General features: G+C 59.5%; 27 protein-coding genes and 1 pseudogene. 12 read left to right on the top strand and 16 right to left on the bottom strand.

The window, feature by feature from the left end:
- Positions 1 to 375: 375 nt before the first annotated feature.
- The 5 genes from hemE to HMPREF9371_RS07265 form a co-directional block, all read right to left on the bottom strand.
- On the bottom strand, positions 376 to 1,440 hold the full coding sequence (hemE, locus tag HMPREF9371_RS07285) for a uroporphyrinogen decarboxylase (RefSeq protein WP_009119384.1): 1,065 nt from the start codon (positions 1,438 to 1,440) through the stop codon (positions 376 to 378).
- Between the two features lie 213 nt (positions 1,441 to 1,653).
- Positions 1,654 to 2,394 carry a bifunctional demethylmenaquinone methyltransferase/2-methoxy-6-polyprenyl-1,4-benzoquinol methylase UbiE gene (gene ubiE / locus HMPREF9371_RS07280; RefSeq protein ID WP_009119382.1) on the bottom strand — a complete coding sequence of 247 codons (741 nt, stop codon included), beginning with the start codon at positions 2,392 to 2,394 and terminating at the stop codon, positions 1,654 to 1,656.
- Positions 2,395 to 2,421: 27 nt separating this feature from the next.
- Positions 2,422 to 2,781 (bottom strand): hypothetical protein, encoded by a 360-nt coding sequence (locus tag HMPREF9371_RS07275; protein WP_040660347.1) that lies wholly within the window; start codon positions 2,779 to 2,781, stop codon positions 2,422 to 2,424.
- 84 nt (positions 2,782 to 2,865) lie between these two features.
- Entirely contained in the window at positions 2,866 to 3,234 is a 369-nt protein-coding gene (locus tag HMPREF9371_RS11045; RefSeq protein ID WP_009119380.1) for a hypothetical protein, read from the bottom strand.
- On the bottom strand, positions 3,234 to 3,623 hold the full coding sequence (locus HMPREF9371_RS07265) for a gamma-butyrobetaine hydroxylase family protein (protein WP_040660343.1): 390 nt from the start codon (positions 3,621 to 3,623) through the stop codon (positions 3,234 to 3,236). The genes HMPREF9371_RS11045 and HMPREF9371_RS07265 overlap by 1 nt, the downstream gene beginning before the upstream one ends.
- A gap of 158 nt (positions 3,624 to 3,781) precedes the next feature.
- Here HMPREF9371_RS07265 and rplU point away from each other — a divergent pair, with 158 nt between their 5' ends.
- A complete protein-coding gene (rplU, locus tag HMPREF9371_RS07260) occupies positions 3,782 to 4,090 on the top strand; it encodes a 50S ribosomal protein L21 (RefSeq protein ID WP_156787006.1) in 309 nt (102 codons plus the stop codon).
- 34 nt (positions 4,091 to 4,124) lie between these two features.
- Complete coding sequence (gene rpmA, locus HMPREF9371_RS07255; protein ID WP_009119377.1) at positions 4,125 to 4,397, top strand: 50S ribosomal protein L27; 273 nt, start codon at positions 4,125 to 4,127, stop codon at positions 4,395 to 4,397.
- Positions 4,398 to 4,546: 149 nt separating this feature from the next.
- On the opposite strand, the gene HMPREF9371_RS07250 is transcribed toward rpmA, so the two are convergent.
- From HMPREF9371_RS07250 to HMPREF9371_RS07240, 3 genes are all read right to left on the bottom strand, one after another.
- Complete coding sequence (locus tag HMPREF9371_RS07250) at positions 4,547 to 5,920, bottom strand: 3'-5' exonuclease family protein (RefSeq protein WP_009119376.1); 1,374 nt, start codon at positions 5,918 to 5,920, stop codon at positions 4,547 to 4,549.
- Positions 5,921 to 6,034: 114 nt separating this feature from the next.
- Positions 6,035 to 7,189 carry a trans-sulfuration enzyme family protein gene (locus HMPREF9371_RS07245; protein WP_009119375.1) on the bottom strand — a complete coding sequence of 385 codons (1,155 nt, stop codon included), beginning with the start codon at positions 7,187 to 7,189 and terminating at the stop codon, positions 6,035 to 6,037.
- A gap of 70 nt (positions 7,190 to 7,259) precedes the next feature.
- Entirely contained in the window at positions 7,260 to 8,525 is a 1,266-nt protein-coding gene (locus HMPREF9371_RS07240; protein WP_009119374.1) for a glutamate-5-semialdehyde dehydrogenase, read from the bottom strand.
- 80 nt (positions 8,526 to 8,605) lie between these two features.
- Here HMPREF9371_RS07240 and HMPREF9371_RS07235 point away from each other — a divergent pair, with 80 nt between their 5' ends.
- From HMPREF9371_RS07235 to ypfJ, 4 genes are all read left to right on the top strand, one after another.
- The gene (locus HMPREF9371_RS07235) at positions 8,606 to 9,112 is read left to right on the top strand and encodes a hemerythrin domain-containing protein (protein ID WP_009119373.1); all 507 of its coding nucleotides are present in this window, start codon (positions 8,606 to 8,608) and stop codon (positions 9,110 to 9,112) included.
- A gap of 109 nt (positions 9,113 to 9,221) precedes the next feature.
- On the top strand, positions 9,222 to 9,797 hold the full coding sequence (locus HMPREF9371_RS07225) for a hypothetical protein (protein WP_009119372.1): 576 nt from the start codon (positions 9,222 to 9,224) through the stop codon (positions 9,795 to 9,797).
- A gap of 144 nt (positions 9,798 to 9,941) precedes the next feature.
- Complete coding sequence (locus HMPREF9371_RS07220; RefSeq protein WP_009119371.1) at positions 9,942 to 10,340, top strand: RNA-binding S4 domain-containing protein; 399 nt, start codon at positions 9,942 to 9,944, stop codon at positions 10,338 to 10,340.
- A gap of 110 nt (positions 10,341 to 10,450) precedes the next feature.
- Complete coding sequence (gene ypfJ, locus HMPREF9371_RS07215) at positions 10,451 to 11,293, top strand: KPN_02809 family neutral zinc metallopeptidase (protein ID WP_009119369.1); 843 nt, start codon at positions 10,451 to 10,453, stop codon at positions 11,291 to 11,293.
- 164 nt (positions 11,294 to 11,457) lie between these two features.
- Here the strand turns inward: ypfJ and HMPREF9371_RS07210 are convergent, their stop codons facing one another.
- From HMPREF9371_RS07210 to HMPREF9371_RS07200, 3 genes are all read right to left on the bottom strand, one after another.
- Positions 11,458 to 11,769: a hypothetical protein gene (locus HMPREF9371_RS07210; RefSeq protein WP_009119368.1), complete on the bottom strand. Its 312-nt coding sequence runs from the start codon at positions 11,767 to 11,769 to the stop codon at positions 11,458 to 11,460.
- Between the two features lie 53 nt (positions 11,770 to 11,822).
- The gene (locus tag HMPREF9371_RS07205) at positions 11,823 to 12,335 is read right to left on the bottom strand and encodes a hypothetical protein (RefSeq protein ID WP_040660339.1); all 513 of its coding nucleotides are present in this window, start codon (positions 12,333 to 12,335) and stop codon (positions 11,823 to 11,825) included.
- Positions 12,336 to 12,550: 215 nt separating this feature from the next.
- Positions 12,551 to 14,290, bottom strand: coding sequence for an L-lactate permease (locus HMPREF9371_RS07200; protein WP_009119366.1), 1,740 nt, complete (start codon positions 14,288 to 14,290; stop codon positions 12,551 to 12,553).
- Positions 14,291 to 14,570: 280 nt separating this feature from the next.
- Between HMPREF9371_RS07200 and HMPREF9371_RS07195 the strand changes: the two genes are divergently transcribed.
- Positions 14,571 to 15,347: a FadR/GntR family transcriptional regulator gene (locus HMPREF9371_RS07195; protein WP_009119364.1), complete on the top strand. Its 777-nt coding sequence runs from the start codon at positions 14,571 to 14,573 to the stop codon at positions 15,345 to 15,347.
- Positions 15,348 to 15,422: 75 nt separating this feature from the next.
- Here the strand turns inward: HMPREF9371_RS07195 and HMPREF9371_RS07190 are convergent, their stop codons facing one another.
- Positions 15,423 to 16,334 carry a hypothetical protein gene (locus HMPREF9371_RS07190; protein ID WP_040660337.1) on the bottom strand — a complete coding sequence of 304 codons (912 nt, stop codon included), beginning with the start codon at positions 16,332 to 16,334 and terminating at the stop codon, positions 15,423 to 15,425.
- A gap of 43 nt (positions 16,335 to 16,377) precedes the next feature.
- Between HMPREF9371_RS07190 and HMPREF9371_RS13905 the strand changes: the two are divergent.
- A pseudogene (locus HMPREF9371_RS13905) lies at positions 16,378 to 16,566 on the top strand (hypothetical protein); the annotation flags it as partial.
- A 69-nt stretch (positions 16,567 to 16,635) separates the two neighbouring features.
- Here HMPREF9371_RS13905 and cysE read toward each other — a convergent pair.
- The 3 genes from cysE to rng all read right to left on the bottom strand — a co-directional run bounded on the left by cysE (position 16,636) and on the right by rng (position 19,483).
- Positions 16,636 to 17,430: a serine O-acetyltransferase gene (cysE, locus tag HMPREF9371_RS07185; protein WP_040660335.1), complete on the bottom strand. Its 795-nt coding sequence runs from the start codon at positions 17,428 to 17,430 to the stop codon at positions 16,636 to 16,638.
- Positions 17,431 to 17,551: 121 nt separating this feature from the next.
- On the bottom strand, positions 17,552 to 17,863 hold the full coding sequence (locus tag HMPREF9371_RS07180) for an SH3 domain-containing protein (RefSeq protein WP_040660333.1): 312 nt from the start codon (positions 17,861 to 17,863) through the stop codon (positions 17,552 to 17,554).
- 120 nt (positions 17,864 to 17,983) lie between these two features.
- Positions 17,984 to 19,483, bottom strand: coding sequence for a ribonuclease G (gene rng, locus HMPREF9371_RS07175; RefSeq protein ID WP_050797911.1), 1,500 nt, complete (start codon positions 19,481 to 19,483; stop codon positions 17,984 to 17,986).
- Between the two features lie 113 nt (positions 19,484 to 19,596).
- Here rng and HMPREF9371_RS13535 point away from each other — a divergent pair, with 113 nt between their 5' ends.
- The 4 genes from HMPREF9371_RS13535 (at position 19,597) to HMPREF9371_RS07160 (ending at position 21,942) form a co-directional block, all read left to right on the top strand.
- Positions 19,597 to 19,761, top strand: a complete 165-nt coding sequence (locus HMPREF9371_RS13535; protein WP_232203086.1) for a lipoprotein signal peptidase — start codon at positions 19,597 to 19,599, stop codon at positions 19,759 to 19,761.
- A gap of 148 nt (positions 19,762 to 19,909) precedes the next feature.
- Positions 19,910 to 20,743 (top strand): methylenetetrahydrofolate reductase [NAD(P)H], encoded by an 834-nt coding sequence (gene metF, locus HMPREF9371_RS07170; protein ID WP_156787049.1) that lies wholly within the window; start codon positions 19,910 to 19,912, stop codon positions 20,741 to 20,743.
- 168 nt (positions 20,744 to 20,911) lie between these two features.
- Positions 20,912 to 21,250, top strand: a complete 339-nt coding sequence (locus HMPREF9371_RS07165) for a CidA/LrgA family protein (RefSeq protein WP_009119356.1) — start codon at positions 20,912 to 20,914, stop codon at positions 21,248 to 21,250.
- Positions 21,247 to 21,942, top strand: a complete 696-nt coding sequence (locus HMPREF9371_RS07160; protein WP_009119355.1) for an LrgB family protein — start codon at positions 21,247 to 21,249, stop codon at positions 21,940 to 21,942. Before HMPREF9371_RS07165 ends, HMPREF9371_RS07160 begins: the two co-directional genes overlap by 4 nt.
- 294 nt (positions 21,943 to 22,236) lie before the next feature.
- Here the strand turns inward: HMPREF9371_RS07160 and HMPREF9371_RS07155 are convergent, their stop codons facing one another.
- Entirely contained in the window at positions 22,237 to 22,992 is a 756-nt protein-coding gene (locus HMPREF9371_RS07155) for an ABC transporter ATP-binding protein (protein ID WP_009119354.1), read from the bottom strand.

Genomic DNA, 22,992 nt, shown 5'->3' with positions numbered 1-22,992 from the left:
TGAAACAATACAAATGATGCTGAGCAAGCACATACACCGCTTGCCACTGCTAAAGCTTGGCGAGCTGATCGGTTGGCAATTGATCGAGCGGCGTTTCTATTAACTAGAAATTAATCGAACAGCCATGTTGGCTAACCCGAGGGCAAGACCTATGCGCTGGCATCAACGGTGCTTTCGGGCTCGGATATGTATTGTAGTGTTGCTTTGGCGTTAAGAAGTATCGGGAAAGATTTCGCTATCAACCGGTTGCACCGGTTGCTGCGTTTTAGCATACCGAAAACGGGGAATAATGGGCATTTGGGGCGGCGCCGCAGGCAGGGAGTTTTGACTGAGTACGCCGCCATCAAGCATATAAAGAAAATCTTCAGCTGTTTCTCAAGTCGAGTGATAAGGGCGGGACAGCTCGTGGACGGCATCCACCAAGATTTTGGCGTGTTCCGGATCGGTATGTTGGTTGATGCCGTGGCCCAGATTGAAGACGTGGCCGCTGCCGTTGCCGTAGTCGGCCAGGATGCGGGCGGCTTCTTGGCGGATGGCTTCGGGCGTGCCGAAGAGGGCGAAGGGGTCGAAATTACCTTGCAGGGCCACGTGTTTGCCTACGCGGGCGCGGGCTTGGCCGATGTTACAGGTCCAGTCCAAGCCCAGGGCGTCGGCGCCGCAGGTAGCCATGGCTTCCAGCCATTGCCCGCCGCCTTTGGTGAACACGATCACGGGCACTCTGCGGCCTTCGTGTTCGCGTTTCAAACCGCCGATGATTTGCTGCATATAGCGCAGGCTGAAGGTTTGGAAGGCTGCATCGCTTAATACGCCGCCCCAGGTGTCGAAAATCTGGACCGCTTGGGCGCCGGCTTCGATTTGGGCGTTCAGGTAGCCGGTAACCGCTTGGGCGTTGATGTCGAGAATGCGGTGCAGCAGGTCGGGGCGGGCATACATCATGCTTTTGACGTGGCGGAATTCTTTGCTGCCGCCGCCTTCAATCATGTAGCAGGCCAGAGTGAAGGGGCTACCTGAAAAGCCGATGAGCGGTACGCGGCCGTTTAGGGCGCGGCGGATGGCGGTAACGGCGTCGAACACATATTGCAGCCGGCCCATATCCGGTACGGCCAGCTCGCGGATGGCGGTTTCGTTTTGCAGGGCGCGCTCGAATTTGGGGCCTTCGCCTTCGGCAAAATACAGGCCCAAGCCCATGGCGTCGGGCACGGTGAGGATGTCGGAAAACAGGATGGCGGCATCCAAGTCGAAGCGCTCCAAGGGTTGGATGGTGACTTCGGTGGCCAGCTCGGTGTTTTTGCACAAATCCAAGAAGCTGCCGGCGCGGGCGCGGGTGGCTTTGTATTCGGGCAGGTAACGGCCGGCTTGGCGCATCATCCAGATGGGGGTGTATTCGACCGGTTCTTTTAAGAGGGCGCGCAAAAAGGTGTCGTTTTTCAGGGGCGGCATGGAAGGCTCCGGGGTGGCAAGATGGGGCAAACGGGCGGCAGGCGATGCAATTGCGGCAAGATGGCGTGCGGTGTGTTCAGGTAGCCTGAGCGCAGCGCAATACGGTGCGGTGGCTTGAAAAAGAAACCGCGGGCAAACAGCATTGCCGGCGGTTTCGGTTTGTTTTCAGCAAGCGTTCGGGCTACCTGAAAACGGTGGCCGCACATCGGCGTGTCAGTATTTTACGCCTTTGTGCAAGGCCACTACGCCGGCGGTCATATTGTGGTAGTCCACGCTGTCGAAGCCGGCGTCCAGCATCATCTGCTTCAGGGTTTCTTGGTCGGGGTGCATGCGGATGCTTTCGGCCAGATACTGATAGCTGTCGGCGTCTTTGGCAATCAGCTTGCCCATCAGCGGCAGCAGCTTGAAGGAGTAGAGGTCGTAAGCGGGCGCCAGCGGCTTGGCCACTTTGGAAAACTCCAATACCAGCAGGGTGCCGCCCGGCTTGAGCACGCGGTACATTTCGTGCAGGGCGATGTCTTTGTGCGTCATGTTGCGCAGGCCGAAAGACACGGAAACCAAGTCGAAATAGTGGTCGGGGAAGGGCAGTTTTTCCGCATCGCACACAGCCACGGGCAAGACCAAACCTTCGTTGAGCAAGCGGTCGCGACCCACACCGAGCATGGAGGAGTTGATGTCGGTCAGCCATACCTCGCCGCTTTTGCCCACCCGTTTGGCCCAACCGCGCGACAAATCGCCGGTGCCGCCGGCGATGTCCAACACTTTGCCGCCTTTGGGCAGGCGGGCGGTGTGGATGGTGAACTGTTTCCACACCCGGTGCAGGCCGCCGGACATCACGTCGTTCATGATGTCGTAGTTTTTGGCCACGGAGTGGAAAACTTCGGCCACTTTGCCGGCTTTTTCGCTTTCCTGAACGGTTTGGTAGCCGAAGTGGGTTTGCTTGTCTTGGCTCATAAGAGGGACTTTCTTTGCAGGGCTGGTTTAGTTTTGCAGCATGTTTTGCACACAAGTACCCATTGCTTGGGTCAGCTTGCTTTCCAGCTCGGGGTCGTTTTGGGAAAGGCCGTAGTTGATGACGGCCTTTTTCCAGGCGGTGGCATCCGGGTACAGTTTGGCGGCTTCATCGAATGAGCAGCCGCACAGTTGGCTGAACTGCTCTTTGCTGAAGGCGGCATTCGAACCGGCGGCGGAAACGGCGGAGTCGGTGCAGCTGGTGACGAATTCGGCGCGCATTTTGCCGTCATCGGTGTTTTCGGCCACTTTTTCGACGGCGGCATCACAGCCGGCCAGCAAAACGGCGGCAGAAACGGCGAGGGCGGAAGCGAAAGTTTTGAAGTGCATGGAAATCTCCTGATGGAAAGTGTGGGAATATCGGGTGCCAGGCATGGCGCAATGGCTGATTCGGGCTACCTGAAAACGGCTGGATTATGGCAGCAGGCGTTCGGCGCAGCGGTTGCCGGCGGCGCGCATATTGGCTTCCAATTCGTCCCCGTTTTTGCCGCTGTCATAGTCGGCCAAAGCTTGAAGCCAAGCGGCTTGGCTGCGGTATTGGGCGGCGGTTTCGTCAAAGGTACAGCCGCAGACTGCGGCAAAGGTTTCCGGCGGCGTGCCGCTGTCTTCGCCGGCGGCGGCTTCGGTGCAGCTGGCAACAAATTGCTGGCGCGCCTGAACCAAGCCGGGCGCATCGGCGCCGGGTGTGGCGGCGTCGGGGGCCGCCGTATGATGCGCTGCCTGTTCGCAAGCGGCGAGCATCAGCAGCAGGGCGGCATAAACGGGGCGGATACGTTGGTTCATCACTGGAGCGATTGCGGTTTCGTTGAGGCCGGGTCGGCTTGCCGCGAGGCGCCTGCCAGCCGCAAACGGTCAAGATAATCGGCCCACATTGTATCGTATTCGTGCGCCAATTTATACAGATAATCCCAGTCGTAGAGGCCGCTGTCGTGGCCGTCGGAAAAGGTGATTTTCAAAGCGTAGTTGCCGGCGGCCTGCAAGGCAATGATGCGTACGCCGGCTTTGCCGGTTTGCAGTTTTTCCTGTCCGCTGCCGTGCCCGCGCACCTCTGCGCTCGGGGAATAGACCCGCAGATACTCTGCCGGCAGGCGGTATTCGCCGTCGGCATAGTGGAGAATGACCAGGATGCCCTGTTGTTGCAGGCGGATTTCTTGAGGCAGGGGAGTGGACATGGCGGTTTCAGGTAGCCTTGGCGGCTTAGGCAAAATAAGCGGTATTGTAGCAGAGACAGCGGGGGAAATGTTTTGACAGAAAAAAGGTTTTTGCCTATAATGCGCGGTTTCGCACATGGGGTGCGAAGAAGTAAACCCTAATTCTCATGGAGTTGAGTATGTACGCGGTCGTAAAAACCGGCGGCAAACAATACAAAGTTGCCGTTGGCGAAAAATTGAAAGTAGAACAGATACCTGCCGAACTCGACAGCCAAATCGAACTGACTGAAGTTTTGATGATTGCTGACGGCGATTCTGTAAAAGTAGGTGCGCCCTTTATCGAAGGTGCCAAAGTTACCGCCAAAGTAGTGGCCCACGGCCGCGGCGAGAAAATCCGCATTTTCAAAATGCGCCGCCGCAAACACTACCAAAAGCGTCAAGGCCACCGTCAGAATTTCACCCAAATCGAAATTGTGGCCATCGCCTGATCCCATTCAGTAAACAAGTTTAGGAGTATTAAACATGGCAACCAAAAAAGCCGGCGGTAGCTCTAAAAACGGCCGCGATTCAGAAGCCAAACGACTGGGCGTGAAAGCCTTCGGCAGCGAGTTGATTCCTGCGGGTTCCATTATCGTGCGTCAGCGCGGCACCAAATTCCATGCCGGCGAAAACGTGGGCATGGGCAAAGACCACACCCTGTTTGCCAAAGTGGACGGTTATGTGGAATTCGCCGTAAAAGGCCGCCTAAACCGCAAAACCGTGAGCGTACGCCCTTACACCGGCGCGGATGAGTAATCGGCTGTAAGCTGCTCAATGGATTCAAAAGGACTTCGTTAAAACGGAGTCCTTTTTTGTTGTTGCCGTTTTGATTACTGTGTCGGCAGTCTGGCTGCCGAATCCAATCGGGCAGGCGGAGATGAAAAGAGCAGCAGGGATGCTTGCTTTCAATGCTCAATCACCACACCGTCGCGTTTTTTCAGGCGTTCTTTCACCCATTTGGGAATGCGGCTGTCGAAAAACCATGCGCCGTCTGCCCATTCAATCGCGCCGCCGCGGCAGCGGAAAGTGTGTTGTTGGCTGGAAAACGGATGGCGCTCGGTGAGCAGCACGCTGCGCGTCGGGCCCCAATCGCAGACGGGCAGATCGGCGGCCAAACGGCGGACGGCGGTTTCTTGATGCCGTTGGCCGCAGTCGCCGCCACATTGTTTCAGGGTTTGGCGCGGACAGGCATCGGCGTGGCCGTCGGGCAGGATGCCGAGCAGGGCCGGACACAGCCCGTTTTGCTGCGCCCAATCGTTCAGGGCGCGCTTGGCGCCTTTGGGATGCAGAAACAGGCCGGTAGGTGCTTGTGGGTAAAAACCGTCTGCTAAGGGGCTGATTTTGGCTTTCAGGTAGCCTTGGTGCAGCTGCCAGTTTATGCTGCGGTAAGGGGCGACGGAGTGGTGATTCGCGGGTTTGAGGCCGTGGCGGTGCAGATAGGCGGCCATTTGCGCCATATTGTGCAGCGGGCCGAGGCTGGGTAAAAACTCGATGTGGCGGGTTGCCTGCCAGCGGTCGGCGGCGCCGGCTTGGCGGAGCAGGGCGTGGATTTCCTGAAAGGCCTGTTCGTGCACCAACAGCTGTGGTTGTTGATGTCCGGGATGGTGCCAGATGCTGATGCCGTGGCTGTCGGGCAGGGCGTGGATTTGTTGGCTCAGGTGGGCGGGCAGCCAATCCGGCAGCAGGCCGGGGCGCAGCAGTTTGTGGACGGTTTGCTGCCAGTGGGCGGCATCGGTTTCCTGCAGGCTCAGTTCGAGGAAGTCGCACAGCGCCAACACGTCGGCCAAGGCGCGGTGCCGCTGCGGAGCGCGGATGCCGTGCCGCTCGATGATGGTTTCCAGGTTGTGTTTGTGGTGTCGCGGATACAGCTGGCGGGAAAGCTGAACCGTGCACAGGGTGGGGGCGGCGAAGGGGTGGCCGGCGCGGGCGAATTCGTGGCGCAGAAAGGTGTAGTCGAAGCGGCTGTTGTGCGCCACCAGCAGGCTGCCGCGCAGCAGGGGCAGCAGTTCGGCGGCAATGTCGGCAAAGCGCGGGGCGGCGGCCACCATGTCGTTGCGGATGCCGGTGAGCCGTTCGATAAACGGGGAGATGGTTTGCTGCGGATGGATCAGGGTGTTGAAGGTGCGGATTTCGCCGCGGTAAAAGTGCAGCACGGCCACTTCGGTCACGCGGTCTTCGTAGAAATGGCCGCCGGTGGACTCTAAATCGACAACGGCCACCGGCAGCGGCAGTTGGCTGAAGGCGTACAGCAGTTTCGGATAGCGGGGCGTGAGGTTCATGCGGGAGGGCTTGGCTGAAACAGGCGGAACAGACGTTTGGGCGATGGAGAAAACAGTTTTCAGGTAGCCTCAATCGGGCTACCTGAAAGTCTTTTTCGACACATTATAAGTGGCTTACAGCAAGGCATTGAGGGCTTGGTCGAGGTCGGCCCAAATGTCTTCCACGTCTTCGATGCCGATAGAGAAGCGCAACATGCCTTCGCGGATGCCGAGCTGTTGTTTCAATTCGGCGCTCATGCCGCTGTGCGACTGGCTGGGCGAGTGGTTGACCAGGCTTTCCACGCCGCCGAGGCTGGCGGCCATCTGCAGCAGTTGCAGGCGGCGGATCACGGTGTCGGCGGCTTGGCGGCTGTTTTGGCGCAGATAAACCGACACCACGCCGCCGAAACCGCGCATCTGCCGTTTAGCCAGCTCGTGGTGCTCGTGTTGCGGCAGGCCGGGATAGAACACGGTTTCCACCGCCGGGTGACTGCTGAGACGGCGGGCGATTTCGGCGGCGTTGGCCAAGTGTTGCTTCATGCGCACGGACAGGGTTTTGATGCCGCGCAACACCAAGGAGCAGTCCATCGGCCCGGCCACGGCGCCGGTGTGGGCGGTGAGGGTTTTCAGGCGTTTGGCCCAGTCGGGGTCTTTGGCCACCACGATGCCCATCAGCACGTCGGAGTGCCCGCACAGGTATTTGGTGGCGGAGTGGAACACGAAGTCGCAGCCCAATGCCAGCGGGTTTTGCAGATAGGGGGTGGCGAAGGTGTTGTCCATGCCCACCAGTGCGCCGGCGGCCTTGGCTTTTTGTGCCAACAGGGCGATGTCCACCAGGCGCAACAGCGGATTGCTGGGGCTTTCCAGCCACACCAGTTTCACGCGGTGTTCGGCCAGCAGGGCGTCCAGATTGTCCGCTTGGGTGAGGTCGGCAAAAATCACGTTCACGCCCCAGGCGGCATACACTTCGGTCAGCAGGTCGTAGGCGCCGCCGTAAATGTCGGCCACGGCCACCACGGTGTCGCCGGGGCGCAGCACGGTGCGGAAGACGGCGTCGATGCCGGCCATGCCGCTGCTGTAGGCAAAGCCGGCGCAGCCCTGCTCCAGCTCGGCCACGGTGTCTTCCAGCACTTTGCGGGTGGGATTGCTCATGCGGGAATAGCGGTAGGGCACGTCTTCGCCGATGTGTTTGAGGGCGAACATGCTGTTTTGGTACACCGGCGGCATGATGGCGCGGTTGTGTTCTTCGGGGTGGTAGCTGCTGTGGATGACTTCGGTGTCGAAATGCATGGCGGAAAATCCTTTCAGGTAGCCTGTTTGTGTGTGCTTAGGGACACGCCTTAGTGTGAAAAGTAGGTTCTTAAACGCGGATTTCGCCGTTGCCCAGCACCACCCATTTTTGTCCGGTCAGCCCTTCCAGCCCCACCGGGCCGCGGGCGTGAATTTTGTCGGTGGAGATGCCGATTTCGGCGCCGAGGCCGTATTCGAAGCCGTCGGCAAAGCGGGTGCTGGCGTTCACCATCACGCTGGCGCTGTCCACCAGGCGCAGGAATTGGCGGGCACGGGTGTAGGATTCGGTGACGATGCTGTCGGTGTGGTGGCTGCCGTAATGGTTGATGTGGGCAATGGCGGCTTCCATGTCGTCCACCACTTTCACCGCCAGTACGGGGGCCAGGTATTCGGCGTACCAGTCGTCTTCGCTGGCGGGCAGAACGTCGGCGCTGCCGAGGAGGGCGCGGGTGTCGCCGCAGCCGCGCAATTCCACGCCTTTTTCCCGATAGGCCTCGGCCAGGCGCGGCAGCAGTTCGGCGGCGCGGTTGCGGTGCACGAGCAGGGTTTCCATGGTGTTGCAGGTGCCGTAGCGCGAAGTTTTGGCGTTGAGGGCGATTTGGCAGGCTTTGTCGGCATCGGCATCGAGGTCGATGTACACATGGCACACGCCGTCCAAATGCTTGATCACCGGCATACGGGCTTCTTCGCTTACCCGCGCCACCAAGCCTTTGCCGCCGCGCGGGATGATGACGTCGATGAATTCGTTCAGCTTCAGCATTTCGCCCACGGCGGCGCGGTCGGTGGTGTCGATGAGCTGAACCGCGCTTTCAGGTAGCCCGCTTTCGCGCAGGGCGCGGGTGATGAGTTGGGCGATGGCGCGGTTGCAGCAGATGGCTTCGCTGCCGCCGCGCAGAATGCAGGCGTTGCCGGATTTCAGGCACAGCGAGGCGGCTTCTACGGTGACGTTGGGGCGGGCTTCGTAAATCATGCCGATCACGCCCAGCGGCACCCGCATCTTGCCCACTTGGATGCCGCTGGGGCGGGTGGTGAAGCCGTCCATCTGGCCGACGGGGTCGGGCAGGGCGGCCACTTGGTGCAGGCCGCTGATCATGGCGTCCATGGCTGCTTCGCTCAGGGCCAGTCGGTCGAGCAGAGCGGCGGAAAGTTCGGCTTCGCGGGCGGCGGCCACGTCTTCCGCATTGGCCCGCATGATGTCGGCGCGGTGTTCGGCCAGCAGTTCGGCCAGGCGCAGCAGGGCGGCGTTTTTGGCCGCGGTTTCCGCGCCGGCAAGCACCAGATAAGCCTTTCGGGCAGCTTGTGCCGTGGCGCGCACCTGATTCACAATATCGCTCATTCGTTTTCTCCTGTTCAACAGAGGCCGCATCTTAGCCGATACGGCCGCCGCCTGAAAGTGCCGCCGCCGGCAAAACCGCCATGGACGATTTATTCCGCATCCACGCCACCACCTTCGACGAACCCACCGCCATGCTGCGTGCCTGCCATGACAAGGTACGGCGTTTCTGCGATCAGCTGAACCGGCTGCCTGGCTACCTGAAAGCACACGGCTATACCCCGGCAGCGGCGCAGGCCGTGCGGCAGATCCGCCATTATTTCAACACCGCTGCCCCTCTGCATCATCAAGACGAAGAAGAAGATTTTTTTCCGTTGCTGCTGCGCTATGCGCCCGAAGCCGCCGTTGCGGTGAACGCGCTGGAGGCCGAACACGGCGAGCTGCACCGCTCTTGGGCCGCTTTAGACCGCCACTTGGCCGCCTTGTCGGCCGATACCGAGGCGGATGCTGATTTGATTCGGCGCTTTACCGATGCCTATGCCCGTCATATGCCGGTGGAAGAACAGCTGTTTGCGCAAGGCGAGGCGCAGATTCCGCCGGCCGAACTGGTGCGTATCGGACAGCGGATGGCGGCGCGGCGGCAGGGCTGAAACAAGCGGCGGCAGGCGGGTTTTTTGGGGCGGTTTTTACTGGATGAAACAAAAATTTGCCGTATAATCGGCGGCCCTACCGTTGAGAAACAAAGGAAAAGGAAACGTCATGACCCCGTCTAAACTGCTTCCCTTGGGCGCTGCCGTGTTGGCCGTATTGGCCGTGAGCGCGTGCAGCAACAACCGCGGCACCACCACAACCTCCACTTCGCGCGGCATCACCGAAACCCGCACCGTGCGCGATGTGGAACAGCGCGACAACCGCCGCAGCGAGCGCAACGACCACCACGGCGTTTGCCGCGAAGTGCGCGGCGATACCGCCGGCCGCGGCCGCAACGTGCTGTTGCGTTGTGACGGCCGCCGCCTGATGGCCACCGAAGAAGCCCGCCGCCTGATTCATCCCGATGTGTCGGTGCATTTCGGCCGCAGCGGCCGCGTGATTGCCGCCGGCCTCACCACCCGTCAGTCGGCCAATGCGTCCAACCGTTCCGACGAAGCCGCCTGCGAGCGCGCCTTCATCAACGCAGTGCGTAAATTCCAGGAAACCGCACGTTCCCGCGGCGGCAGCCGGGTAAGCAATTTCCACAGCTATTTCGACCGCCAGCCCATGTCGGGCGGCCAATATATGTGCCAAGTGGGCACTTGGCACGCCCGCGTGGTGATGCGCGGCGACATTGCCCGTTAATTCGGGCTTTCGGCCGCAGGCTACCTGAAAGCGGAAAACGGCTTTCAGGTAGCCTGATATTTTCCGGCAGCAGGCGCTTGGCCTGTGCCCGCATAGCAGGGAATACAGGTACAATGCGGCATTTATCCTGCGGATGAACGAAGCATGAAACCGGAATCACAAACCAGCATGCGCTTGGACAAATGGCTGTGGGCGGCGCGTTTTTTCAAAACCCGCGCCTTGGCCCAGCGGCACATCGAGTTGGGCCGTGTGCAGGTAAACGGCAGCAAAGTGAAAAACAGCAAAATCATTGTGGCGGGCGACGAAATCGACCTCACGCTCAATTCTCTGCCCTACAAAATCAAGGTGCTGGCGCTCAACCATCAACGCCGCCCGGCGTCCGAAGCGCGGGCGCTGTATGCGGAAGACAGCGCCACCATCGCCAAGCGCGAAGCACAAAAAGCGCTGGATCAGGCCAGCCGCATCAGCGCGGCGTATCCCGACGGCCGCCCGACCAAACGCGACCGCCGCCAGCTCGACAAAATCAAACGCAGCGATTGGTAAAAATATGGATGGCGGTTTGCCCACGGCAGCCATTTGATTCTCGGGGTTTCAGGTAGCCTGAAACCGACACACAATATTCAAGACAAGATAGGAAATAGGAAAACACAGCCATGAGAATGGGAAACCAACGCGCCAGCAGCAATGTCGAAGACCGGCGCGGGCGCGGCCCGGGAGGCGGCGGTGGCGGCAAGATGGGCATCATCGGCCTGATTGTGGTGCTGATCGGCGCCTATTACGGTTACGATTTGATCGGCCTGGTGGGCGGCGGCGGGGCGCTGAATCCGCCCACCCAACAACAGGCCGTGCAGAGCAGTGCGCAAGAAGAGCAGCTGGCACAGTTTGCCAGCCAGATTCTGGCCACCACCGAGGATGCCTGGGGCAGCTATTTCCAAAGCCGCGGCCAGCGCTATGTGGCGCCGAAAATGGTGTTGTACCGCGGCAGCACGCCCACGGCCTGCGGTACGGGGCAATCGGCGATGGGGCCGTTTTACTGTCCGGCGGACCAGAAAGTGTATCTGGATTTGTCGTTTTACGATGATATGCGGCACAAGCTGGGGGCTGACGGCGATGCGGCTTTCGCTTATGTGATCGCCCACGAGGTCGGCCATCATGTGCAGCATTTGAGTGGCACCTTGGAGCAGGTACACCGCGCCCAGCAGCGTGTGGGCAAGGCGCAGGCCAACCAGCTGTCGGTGCGTTTGGAGCTGCAGGCCGACTGCCTGGCCGGCGTGTGGGCCAACCGGGCGCAGGCAAGAAACCTGTTTGAGGCCGGCGATTTGGAAGAAGCCTTCAATGCGGCCGAGGCGGTGGGCGACGACCGTTTGCAAAAACGCAGCCAGGGTTACGCCGTGCCGGACAGCTTTACCCACGGCACTTCGGCCCAGCGTTTGGAATGGTTCCGCCGCGGCCTGCATACCGGCGATCCGGAGCGTTGCGATACGTTTGCTTCCTGATGTGCCGAATGTGCCGATACGGCACCGTTTGCCGGCGCTGAATCAAACCGCCGGTCTTGCCCGACAGGCAGGCCGGCGGTTTTGTGTTGCCTTGTCAACAGGCTCCGGCTGGCTTCACTTTGCCGTCGGTATCGGCAGCGGTAGGGTGTGTGGGGTTCGCATGCTTACTGCGGTTTGAGGGGTACTCTTTGCGTGTCGCCTTCAATCATTATCTTGGCCACCGTGCGCTCCAACTCCAGCGCGTCCACCGCTTGGCCGTTGGGTAGACGGCAGAGTGGACGGGTTTTGTCTTCCGCCTGAAACACGATGTTGCCCGCATGCAGGGCGCATACTTCCACTACGTGTGCATCTGCAATAGGCGCGTGGCCGGATGTTGCGGATTGGTGGGCATACAGCCGGGTACAACCCGTCAATAAGGCGGGGAAAATGATGGCGGCGGCACTCAAAATTTTGATTTTTCCGGATTGTGTCAACATCTTTTCATCCTTCTCGTTTGTCTATCCGTTCAGGCGCGGGCGGCTCCGGCGCATTATTTTTCCCACAGCGGTTGCAAGGTTTGCCATATTTCGGTGTCCGAGGCTTGGAACCAATGCGCTTTGTCGCCTACTTGCAGGCAGGCTTGGCTGTTGCCGCCCAATTTCAGGGCATCCACCGGCTGCCACAGCACCAGCATGGCTTTATTACCCAACATCCAGGCGCCGAAGGGGTTGCTGCGCTCGGTGCACGGCAGGTTTGGGCTTTGCCTACCCAAGGGCTGTATGGGTACGGCACGCAGGCGTGCCAGCGTTGCATCGCGTAAGGCGGCATCTTCCACGCGGATGTGCCGCACCAGCACGCGGCCCGCCCTTGATTTTAGGCCGGGAAAGCCATTGCGGTCTTCCAGATAATAGGGAAAAGGAGTATGAAAGAAATCGGCTGCCGCATAAATTTCCAAGCTGGGGAGATGATCCGGCAGCACGGAAGCCAGCGTTTCCGAGCGTGCCGTCCACGGCACGAGCGCCAGGAGGGCGAGCAGGGCGGTTTTCTTGGGTGGGAATTTCATGGCAGGCTCCTGAGCAGCGGTTTGAAAAAGTATCCGCAGCATAGCATGGCTGCGGGCGGTGTGGCAGGTTTCAAAAAGTCTGGATTGTCAGGCGATAAAGCGGCGGGGAGGAAAATCGGTTTCAGGTAGCCTGAAACTTGGAGTCCAAGCGAGTTTGTGGCGTGCCAATGAACACAGCCCCCGAAGCATCGGGGGCTGTGTTCTACACGGATGGTTTATTTGCGGGCGAGGAGGCCGAAGTAAACCAGCGGCCAAATCAGGGCCAGGGCAATCCAAACCACGCCGCCGCCGGTGATCAGGGCCTGGCCGATAAAGCCGGCCTGCACCACATAGTACACCATCGGGATCAGGGTTTTGCGGATCACTTCGCCTTCGCGGCTGATCATGCCCACCACGGCCGCAGCCGCCACTACGTTGTGCACGGCAATCATATTGCCGGCGGCGCCGCCGATGGCCTGCAGGGCCACCACATAACCGGTCAGATCAGGCGACAGGCCGATTTGCATGGCGGTGGAGAATTGGAAGTAGGAGAACATCATATTGGATACGGTGTTCGAGCCGGCGATAAACGCCCCCAAGGCGCCGATCCAGGGCGAAACGTTCGGCCAGATGTTGCTGAACGCAGCGGCGGCACTTTGTGCCAATACCATGGGCATGGCGGGAAGAGCGCCTTCGACGCCGGAACCGGAGTGGATGAACACCTGTACCATGGGCACGGACAGCAGCAGGGCGGGGGCGGCGGCAATCATGGTTTTGCCGGAGTTGCGCCAGCCGCGTAGAAAGGATTGGGCGTTCATGCCGAAAATCAGGATGCACAGCAGGGAAACCACAATCAGGATGGCGCCGGGCGAGTAGGCGAGCTGGATTTTGCTCGTAATGCTGCTGCCGAACAGTTCGCTCAGCGTGATGGTGGTGTATTCGCCGGTCAGGAAGGCTTTCAGCGGCTTCACGGTACGGGTGAGGATCAGGAGGGCGATCACGATTAGATAGGGCGAGAAAGCGCGGAACACGGAGAACGTGGGTTTGTTGTCCTGTTGGTCGTCTTCGGTCAAAGAACCGATCCAAGTGCTTTCCCATTTGCTGCGCTCGGGGAAGTCGAACACCTCTTTGGGCTGCAGAAAGCCTTTTTTGGCTGCGGGCACCACAATCAGCAGACCGAGGAAACCGCCGATCATAGAGGGAAATTCCGGGCCGAGGAAGCGGGCCACCAAATAGTAGGGCACGGTAAAGGCCAAGCCGGCAAAAATGGCAAATTTCCAAGCGCCGAAACCTTCGCGGAAGGAGCGTTTTTCACCGAAATAGCGGGTGAGCAGGCAGCACAGCAGCAGAGGAATCAGGATGCCTACGCTGGCGTGCAGCAGGCCGACGTTGGAGGTGATGTCGAGCAGATATTGCTCCGGGCTGATGGGGGCAATCTGCTCGGCCACACCGTCAGTAGAGATACCGGTTTTCACCCCCAGCAGAATCGGGGTGCCGACCGCACCGAAGGAAACCGGGGTGGATTGGATCACCAACACCGACATCACGGCAGCCATGGCCGGGAAGCCCAAGGCCAGCAGCAGAGGCGCGCCCACGGCAGACGGGGTGCCGAAGCCGGAGGAGCCTTCAATCAGCGAACCGAACAGCCAAGCCACGATGATGACTTGGATGCGGCGGTCCGGAGAGATGTCCATAAAGCCTTGGCGGATGGATTTCAAAGCACCGCTTTCGCGTAAGGTATTCAACAGCAGGATGGCGCCGAATACGATAAACAGCAGGGTCAGGGCGACAATCACGCCGTTGGCGGTGGCCGCTGCCACTTTATTGCCGGGTGCGCCCCAAACCAATAAAGCCAGCAGAGCGGTCACGCCGTAGGCGGCGGCCATGGACAGGGTAGCGGAACGCCGCATCACCACCAACAACAGGAAGACGGTGAAAATAGGCGCAATCGCATAAAGTGTATGCAGGATGCCCATAATTGCTCCAAATGTAGAGAAGGGTTGAAAACAAAAAACCGGATTTGGCACAGGCCGGTATTTCTTGGTATGCTGACTGGTAAATTGGTAATACCAATTTATCGGTCTTGACCATACTTTAAGAAAAAATTACATTTTGGTCAATGTTTCCCGCGTAAATTTTCTTTCCGGAAAATGCACGCAAAACAATATCATGAAAACGTTTTTTTCGAATACCGAATGAAAATAACGCCTTGAAAACGCAATTGGGCGCGGCAGGGCGGCAGGAACGGCTGTATAGATGAGTCAAAATACTATTGTGAAGGCGCAAAAGCTGTCCGAGCAAATCAGTTCGGCTTTGGAAGAGCGCATTTTGTCGGGCATTTATCCGGTGGGCTCGCGGCTGCCCGCCGAGCGGTTGTTGGCGGAAGAGTTCGGTGTGTCCCGTCCGCCGGTGCGTGATGCTTTGAGAACCTTGGCCACGCGCGGGCTGACGTTCAGCAAACCGGGCGGCGGGCATTATGTGAGCGAGGATTTGCATACCGATTTTCTCAGCTCTTGGCAGAGCCTGATCCAAAGGCACGATTATCTGCGCCAGGACGTGTTGGACTTCCGCCGCCATATCGAAGGCACTTTGGCGGCGTTGGCGGCAGAACGCCGTACCGAAACCGATTTGGCGCGGCTGCAGTATTGGCTGCTGGAGTTGGAGGCCGCGTATGAGCGGCAGGATTTGGTGCGCCAGGCCGAAGCGGATGTGGCTTTCCATCAGGCGATTGCCGATGCCGCCCACAACACTTTGTTTTCCCACTTGGCCGCCAGCTTGTTGCTGATGATTCACCGGCATACGCAAAGCAATCTGGCCAATATGTTCAGCTACACTTCGGCCAAAGAAGACCTGCACGGCCAGCATCGTGCCATTTTTCATGCCATCGCCAGCGGCGAGCCGGATGCCGCCGCTGCCGTGGCCAGGCGGCATATCGATTTCGTGGCCGATACCTTGCAGGCGGCGCAGGAGCATATCGAGCGCGAGCAGATTTCGGCGGCACTGGCGGAAAAAGACCGCAAAAGACGACGCTGAGCAAGCACTGCATACAAAAAAGGGGGCTGAACCGGTTCAGCCTCCTTTTTCAGGTAGCCTTCATGTTGGCGTGTTTTATTCTTCCTGCTCGGCGCAGGCATCCAAAGCCTGATGAAGATCGGTCAGGTTTTTTTGCAGAACGGCCGGTGTGAGGCGCGGTTCGGACAGTAGCGATTCAATCAGGTGGGTGGTGTCGCTGTTGGGATGGGTTTGTGCAAATGCTTGCCAAGACCGCTTCACTTCCGGCAAGAGCCGCCCTTGATGATCGGTGGCGGGGGTGTTGTCGATGCCCTCCAGATACAGCATTTGATGGCGGCGGTACTGGCAGTTCGCTTGCGCTTGCCGCGGGCTGTCGGGATGCTGTTGCAGCCAGTTTTCCCATTCGTGCAAACGCTTGCCCAATTGGTCCCAACTGAGGGTTAAGCCGGCATCTTCGGCGGCCGACCGCTCATGTTTGGTTTGTAAGTAGAGGAAATCGTGTTCGTCGGCGGGGAGGTGGCGGCCGAACAGTTTGAGGTAGTAGTCGGGCAGCACCGAAATCAGGATGATGCCTTCGCCGACATGTTCGTATTGCAGGCCCAAAGCGGCCAGCCGGCGCTGTTTTTCCCGCAGTTCGGCGTTGGGCCGATGGCTGTCGCTTTCGGCGTCGTATTCCATCATGTTGTGGTAGTCGTGCGCGAGGAAAGCTTCTTCCTGCTGGTTTAGGGTTTGCAGCAGGGAGCGGATGTCTTGTTGATGCTGGCGGTAGAGGGCGGTGGCCTGTTCGGGTGTGGCGTGTTGCAGCGCGTTTTGCACTTGGCGCGTGCGCCAGGCAAATTGTTGGAACAGGTCGGCCGGCATCGGATCGATGGGGGCAGGTGCTGCGGTTGCCGGTTCGGAAGCGGGCGTGGCGGCGGCAGATGTCTCCGCCGGTGCTTGGGCGGGTGGGTTGCAGGCGCTGAGGAAACAGGCGCACAGGCAGAACAGGGCCAGAGAGGGAGGTTTCATCGGATGCTCCTTAAAGATTCAATACAGCCGACAGAGTGGCTACCTGAAAGCATCGCTTTGCTTTGATTGGCTTTCAGGTAGCCTGAGACCTTTGCAAAACCCCCATCTGCGGCGCATTTCTGCGTTGTGTGCTGCTCGCTCACTTGCCTATCTAGATGATATGTCTGCGCTCGCTGCGCTGCTACGCCTTGAACTGCATCCACATCTGGAGGTTTTGCAAAGGTCTCAGCCTGATTATTGCAAACCGCTCATGACGGCGCCCGAAACAGCGTGTTCTGCTTGGCCTCTTTGCGGGCAACATTCAAGCCTGCAGGCTTTGGTCCATGTCGTCGGACGGGCGGGCGGAGGATTGGCCGACGGCGCGGGCGGGCACGCCGACTACGGTGGTGTGGGCGGGTACGTCTTCCACCACCACGCTGCCGGCGCCGATTTTGGCGCATTCGTGTACGCGGATATTGCCCAAAATCGAGGCGTTGGCGCCAATCATCACGCCGTCGCCGATTTTCGGGTGGCGGTCGCCGCTTTCTTTGCCCGAGCCGCCCAAGGTAACGCCGTGCAGAATGGAAATATCGTTGCCCAAGACGGCGGTTTCGCCCACCACCAGGCCGGTGCCGTGATCGACCATGATGCCGTAGCCGAAGCGGGCGGCGGGATGGATATCGGCACCGAACACTTCGGAGGCACGGTTTTGCAGGAAGTAGGCCAGGGTTTTGCGGCCGTGCTGCCACAGCCAATGGTTGATGCGGTGGGCCTGCACGGCGTGGAAGCCTTTGTAGTAGAGCAGTGGCTGGTAGTAGGCGTCGCAGGCGGGGTCGCGCTGGTAGTGGGCGATGATGTCGGCCTGCATGGCTTTGGAAATGCGGGTGTCGCTGCTGAGCGCCTGGAAGAAGATTTCATACAGGGCGCGGCTGTCCATCACCGGGCTGGCGAGTTTGCTGGACAGATGGAAGGCCAGCACGCGGTCGAGACTGCTGTGACGCAGCACGGTTTGGTGCAGGAAGCTGGCCAGCATCGGCTCGCCGGCGGCGGCTTCGTGGGTTTCGGCGAGTATGGTTTGCCACAGGGTGCGGCTGCTTTCGTAATCGGGTAGGGTCATGCTTTCAGGTAGCCTTGAGGAAAAGTGGGGAGCGGCTTGGCGGGGTAAGGGGAAAATGTGCAGGCTACCTGAAACCAAGCAGCAGCGGTTTCAGGTAGCCTGCGGTGTTTCGGCGGGCGGATCAGCGCTCGTAGCAGCTGATGAATTCGCGGAACACCCAGCCTTCGTGGCCTTTGTTCGGGCTGACGCGGCGGTCGCGGCGCAAAGGCTGGCCTTGCCAGCGCACATAAGCCCATTCGTTGCCCTTGTCGTCGCTGTCGTCATCGACAATGGTGACGCGGGTAAAATTGCGCAGCTTGCCCTGTACCATGCCGTTGGGGGCGGCGCGTACGTTGAGCGGGGTGCCGGTGGGATCGGTGACTTTGCATACCTCTTCCGCTTGGGCGTAAGCCATGCTGCCCGCCATCAGACACATCAAGCAAATCCTTTTCATGCCGTTCTCCCTATTGTTGGTCAAAACCGCCGGTTGGCCAGGAAATTATAGTCCTGCTCAGGCGGCTTGCCCAAACGCGGCAGCGGGAAAATACGGCAGGCGAACGGACGGGGTGTCTTTTTACAACAAGACGATATCGAATTGTTCCTGCGTATAGCTGTTTTCCACTGCCAGGGAAACCGGCTTGCCGATGAAGTCGATCAGCATGGCCAAGGATTGCGATTCTTCGTCGAGAAAAAGGTCGATGACCGGCGGAGCGGCGAGGATGCGGAATTCGCGCGCGTCGAAACGGCGGGCTTCGCGCACCACTTCGCGCTGGATTTCGTAGCACACGGTTTGCGCGGTTTTCATGCGGCCGCGCCCTTTGCAGGCGGGGCACGGTTCGCACAGGATGTGGTTGAGGTTTTCGCGCGCGCGTTTGCGGGTGAGCTCCACCAAACCGAGGCTGGTGAAGCCGTTGAGGGTAACGCGGGTGCGGTCGAAACTGAGCGCTTTGGCCAGTTCGGCCAGTACCGCCTGGCGGTGTTCTTCGCCGGCCATATCGATGAAATCGATGATGATGATGCCGCCCAAATTGCGCAAACGCAATTCGCGGGCGATGGCGTGGCAGGCTTCCAAATTGGTTTTGAAAATGGTTTCGTCGAAATTGCGCGAGCCGACGAAACCGCCGGTGTTGACATCGATGGTGGTCATCGCTTCGGTGGATTCGATGATCAGGTAGCCGCCGAAATTGAGGTTGACGCGCGGTTGCAGCGCCAAATTGATTTCCTGCTCGACCGCGTACAGCTCAAACAGCGGCTTGTCGCCGTGGTAATGCTCGATGATGTCGGCGGCGCCCTGCACATATTGACGGGCGAAGCCCAGCATTTGGGCGTGGTTTTCGGCCGAGTCGATCAGAATTTTTTCGGTGCCGGCATGAAACATATCGCGCAGCACGCGCAGGCTCAGCGGCAGGTCGCGGTAAAGCATGGTTTCGGGCGGGCTGGTTTTGGCTTGGTGCTGGATGTTTTGCCACAGTTTGCCCAAATAATCGATGTCGGCCTGCAACTCTTCGTCGCTGGCGTTTTCCGCGCTGGTGCGGATGATGTAGCCGCGTCTGCCTTCTTCCGGCAGCAGGTTTTGCAGGCGGTTGCGCAATTCGTTGCGTTCGTTTTCGTCTTCGATGCGTTGGGAAACCCCGATGTGGTCGTCTTGCGGCAGATACACCAGAAAACGGCCGGCCAGCGAGATTTGGGTGGAGAGGCGGGCGCCTTTGCTGTTGATCGGGTCTTTGATGACCTGCACCAAGAGGGTTTGCCCTTCAAACAGCATGTGTTCGATGCGCTGGGTTTCTTCGGGTTTCTGCCGCTGTTCCAATAAATCGACAATGTGCAAAAAGGCGGCGCGTTCGAGGCCGATGTCGATGAAGGCGCTTTGCATGCCGGGCAGTACGCGGCGCACCACGCCCAAATAAATATTGCCCACCAAGCCGTGGCCGCTGTTGCGGTCGATGTGCAGCTCGCAGACGGTGTTTTCTTCCAACAGGGCGACGCGCGTTTCTTGCGGCGTGATGTTGACGAGTATGGTTTCGGGCGGCCGCGCGCTTGCGTCGGCCGGCCGGATTTGATTGGCAATTTGCATGACAGCTATTCCTGAAAATCGGATTTTGCAGGCGGTACTGCCGCCGCAGCCAATACCGCCTGCAAAATCCGCTGTGTGGAAGGGGCGCATTATACGCTGAGTCGGCAGCCTGTGTGGATAGGCTGAGACCTTTGCAAAACCCTCATCTGCGGCGCATTTCTGCGTTGTGCGCTGCTCGCTCGCTTGCCTATCTATGTGATATGTCTTCGCTCGCTGCGCTGCTACGCCTTGAACTGCATCCACATCTGAGGGTTTTGCAAAGGTCTCAGGCTACCTGAAAGCCTGGTGGGCGGCGCGGCATGCGGCGGAATGGTATATTGGTTTTATGAATTCCATTCATGGGTTGGCGCAGATTTTTCAGGGCGCAGCGATTGCGGAAACGCCATGAAACCGTTACTGTTCCGCCCTTGGCACGGAATTTAGATGATGAAAAAAAATACACTGAGTTTTGAGTTTTTCCCCACCCGCACCCCCGAGGGGCGCGAGAAACAGAAGATTACCCGCAAGCAGCTGCGCCAATACCGGCCGGCGTTTTTTTCCTGCACCTCCGGTGCGGGCGGCTCCACCCGCGACGGCACCTTGCAGGCGGTGAACGACATCATGGCCGAAGGCACGGCGGCGGCGCCGCACCTGCCCTGTGTGGGCATGAACGAAGCCGAGTTGTCGGATATCCTCCATACCTATAAAAATATGGGCATCCGCCACATCGTGGCCTTGCGCGGCGACATTCCTTCCGGCATGGGCGCCGGCAGCTCCGGTTTGCGTTATGCCAATGAATTGGTGGAGCTGATCCGCCGCGATTTCGGCGACTGGTTCCACATCGAAGTGGCGGCTTATCCCGAGTTCCACCCGCAGGCGCGCAGCGCGGAAGACGACATCAACCATTTCGTGCGCAAGGTGAAGGCCGGCGCCGACTCGGCGATTACCCAGTATTTCTTCAACCCCGATGCCTATTTCCGTTTTGTCGATGACGTGCGCGGCCGCGGAGTGGAGATTCCGATTGTGCCGGGCATCATGCCGATTGCCAGTTTTTCCAAGCTGGCGCGCTTCTCCGATACCTGCGGCGCGGAAATCCCGCGCTGGCTGCGCCTGAAATTACAGTCGTATGCCGACGACACCGCTTCCATCAAGGCTTTGGGCTTGGACGTGGTAACCGAAATGTGCGAACACCTGCTTGAGCAAGGCGCGCCGGGTCTGCATTTCTACACCCTCAACCAAGCCGGGCTGGTGTCCACCATTTGCCAGCGTTTGGGTTATTGATTTGGGTGATTAAACCGTTTGATGCCTGCCCTCAGGCTACCTGAACAGTTTTCAGGTAGCCTGACGGCGTTTTCCGTCCGCCCAGCTGTCGTTCGGCCGGGCCTCGGAGTACAATGCCGCCCTTTGTGCCGCTGGGCATATCGGACGTTCACCACCATAGGAAAACCCATGATCCGCGCCTTTGCCATTATTTTTGCCTGTTTGGCCGCCGGCGAATTGCTGGTGCGCCTGACGGGCTTGAAACTGCCGGCCAGCATTCCCGGCCTGTTGTTATTGTTTGTGTTGTTGCAGCTCGGTTGGGTAAAGGCTGAGTGGTTCAAGCAGATTACCGACTTTCTGATGCAGAACCTGATGCTGTTGCTGATTCCGCCCTGTGTGGCGCTGATGGATCATTTGGATCTGATTGCGCGCGATTTTTGGTCGATCACGCTGGCCACGATTGCCAGCAGCATTTTGGTGTTGCTGGCGAGCGCGAAAACCCATGAGCTGATGAGGAAAAGGCGATGAAGGAGATGGCGGCCAATCCGGCCTGGCTGTTGCTGATGCTGGTCAGCATTTATTGGCTGTGCATGACCATCCGCCGCCGCACCGGCAACCCTTTGGCCAACCCGGTGCTCATCGGCACCCTGCTGATGATCGGCTACCTGAAGCTGACCGAAACCAGCTACGAGGCGTTTTGGCAGGCCGGCCAATATGCCGCGTTTTGGCTGCAGCCGGCGGTGGTGTGCTTGGCGGTGCCGCTGTATCAGCAGTGGCCGAAAATCCGCAAACAGTGGCTGCCGATTGTGGTCTCGCAGCTGGTGGGCAGCGTGGTGGGCATTGTGTCGGGCGTGTGTTTCGCTCATTGGTTGGGCGCCAGCCGCGAGGTGAGCATGGCTTTGGCGGCCAAGTCGGTGACGCTGCCGATTGCGCTGGACATTACCCAAGTGCTGGGCGGCATTCCTTCGATCAGTGCTTCCGGCGTGATTTTGGCCGGGCTGACCGGGCAGATGGCGGGGTTTTGGCTGCTGCGCCGCAGCGGCATCCGCAACCGTATTTCGCACGCCCTGGCGCAAGGCACTGCGTCGCACGCCATGGGCATTGCGGCCAGCCTGGAGGTGGGCGGAAAGTTTGCCGCTTATGCCACGCTGGGTTTGATTTTCAACGGCGTGCTCACGTCTTTTCTCGCGCCTTGGATTGTGCCTTGGTTGGGGATTTGAACGGCTGGATGAAAACAGAGGCTGAGACCTTTGCAAAACCCTCAGATGTGGATGTAGTTCAAGGCGTAGCAGCGCAGCGAGCGTGAACGCAGGAATTCCCATGGGAAAGACATATCACATAGATAGGCAAGCGAGCGGGCAGTACCCATAGGGCATAAACGCACAACGCAGAAATGCGCCGCAGATGAGGGTTTTGCAAAGGTCTCAGGCTGCCGCTTGTTGGGCAGACATTAAGATGCGGGCTACCTGAAAAGGTTTTCAGGTAGCCCGCACAGTTTTGCGCCCGGTGCTCAGTCAGATAACCGGCCGCATGGTGAAGAAGACGCCCTCTTCGTTTTGCCGGCGGCTGATCGGCCATTGGTAGATATCGCTGAGGCGCTCTGCCTGCATCACTTCGTCCACGCTGCCCTGCGCCACGATGCGTCCCTGATTCATCAGGATGATGTGGTCGGCGTAGGCGGCGGCGAGGTTGAGGTCGTGCAGCACCATCACTGCGCTGAATGTGTCGCGCCGGGTGTGCAGATAGTGCATCAGCTGGTGTTGGTGGCGGATGTCGAGGTGGTTGCAGGGTTCGTCCAGCAAAATGGCGGCGGCCTGCTGCATCAGTGCGCGTACGATGTTGGCCCGCTGTTGTTCGCCGCCGGACAGGGTCTCGATGCGTTTGCCGGCCAAGTGGCTGAGGTCGAATTGGCCAAGCAGGCTGTCGAGCAGTCCGTGATCGGGCGCATCGGCTTGAAACAGGCCGCCGCTGCGCCGGCCGAGTGCGGCGTATTCGCGTACGGTCATCGGCAGGTTGTAGCGTCCGTTTTGCGCCACCCAAGCCACTTGGCCGGCCTTGATTTGCGGCGCGGCATCGCGGCCGAGCAGCGAGAGCGGGCACCCAAAACGGCCGAGCAGGGCTTTGAGCAAGGTGGATTTGCCGGCGCCGTTGGGGCCGATGACGGCGGTGTGGCAGCCTTGGGGGATGTCGGTGTCGGCATCGGTTTGCAGAATGATGCGGCCTTGCGGGGCCACGGTAAGCGGAGGAAGACGAAACAGCGGCGTGTGCAT

The organism is Neisseria shayeganii 871 (assembly GCF_000226875.1).
Classification (GTDB): Bacteria; Pseudomonadota; Gammaproteobacteria; order Burkholderiales; family Neisseriaceae; genus Eikenella; species Eikenella shayeganii.
The sequence above is the reverse complement of the archived record's forward strand: the minus strand, read 5'-3'. Positions and strand labels throughout refer to the sequence as shown.